The 1,167-nt window shown below is 50.1% G+C and carries 2 protein-coding genes and 1 pseudogene; all 3 read right to left on the bottom strand.

The features are described 5' to 3' along the window. The coding region (locus tag KDX37_RS29210) for a type IV secretion system protein (protein ID WP_231656639.1) at positions 1–578 on the bottom strand (578 nt) is incomplete at its 3' end. Positions 579–588: 10 nt separating this feature from the next. Continuing rightward, positions 589–942: a hypothetical protein gene (locus KDX37_RS29215; protein ID WP_231656640.1), complete on the bottom strand. Its 354-nt coding sequence runs from the start codon at positions 940–942 to the stop codon at positions 589–591. A 32-nt stretch (positions 943–974) separates the two neighbouring features. Further along, positions 975–1,167, bottom strand: a pseudogene (locus tag KDX37_RS29220) (P-type DNA transfer protein VirB5); the annotation flags it as partial.

The following is a 1,167-nucleotide window of genomic DNA, read 5'->3' on the forward strand; positions in this document are numbered from 1 at the left end:
TCAAACAGCAGAAAGGCGATGAACAGAAGCCCCACTGCCACAATAGCCGTTGACAAAACCTTCAGTACAAAGAGCGTGGCGACGGCGGCAAGCAAGAACGGGATACCGCCCAGCACATAAAACACCACCCCCTGAATGCCCAACCAAATATCAGAAAAACTGGCGTCGAAGATATCGAACTTCATAGCCCCTATCAGGGCGGTCAGGTTCGAAACATACACAACGATCAGACTGTCGATCTGGTTGGTTTGCGTGCCCTCCTGGCCGGACAAGATGCCCCCCATCCAGTTGGGGAAGCCGGTGATAAAGGGCACTATCGTTTGCACGTACCACTGCAGGTTGAACGCACAACCCGCAATACACGCCATTTTCAAGATTTCTTTGGCCACATCTTCAAAGGCGACGTTCATGCCCCGGTACAGCCATTGCATGTTGCGAAGCGTGAATTGGATCAACCACATGGTTCCGAAGAGCGCTCCAAGCCCCAGCATTACCTTGGCCATCCCAGTGACCAAGGCGCTTTGCAGGGCGGCATCAACGAAATCGAACAACGTCTGGGCTATTTTGGTTACGTCCATGCCGCCTCCGTCATTTTGATCGTGTATAGGTTATGTTGTCGAAATAGATGACATCGCCTTCCAAACGCATGGTTACAAGACCACCACGCATACTCAGTACCGTATCCGACTCGGCCTTGGCTTCTGACAGCTTTATGCTTTTTTCTCTTTTCCCATTCCCCATAAGGTCTTGTGTGGTTTCACGATTTACGTGAAACACTTCACCGTCTTTTGAGATATCCATGACAAAGCTTGGCTTGAACATTCTTGTTTTGTCTTCGCCAGTCCATCGCCCAACAAATCCATCCCCTTTGCTATCGAAGCAACCCGACAGCGCCAGTGCAAACAGGACCAAGCAAGAAAAAGCAGTCATTCTTTTAAACATGGGTCATCTTCCCTTTTGAATTTATTGGTTAATCAATCGTAGCTAGGCCGCACGCTCGTTTTACCGTTCATGTAGTCACGGAACGCTTGGGCGCGTTTTTCGTTTTCCATTTTCTCTTGCTGCTGCTGAAGCATCTGCATGTTGGCCAGCCGCATCTGCTGGTTTTGCAGCTCGATCAACTCCTGCTGGTAGCGCAGCTGTAAATCCTCCTTCTGCTGTGGGGTC

The organism is Pseudomonas californiensis (genome assembly GCF_021147775.1).
In the GTDB taxonomy this organism is placed as follows: domain Bacteria; phylum Pseudomonadota; class Gammaproteobacteria; order Pseudomonadales; family Pseudomonadaceae; genus Aquipseudomonas; species Aquipseudomonas californiensis.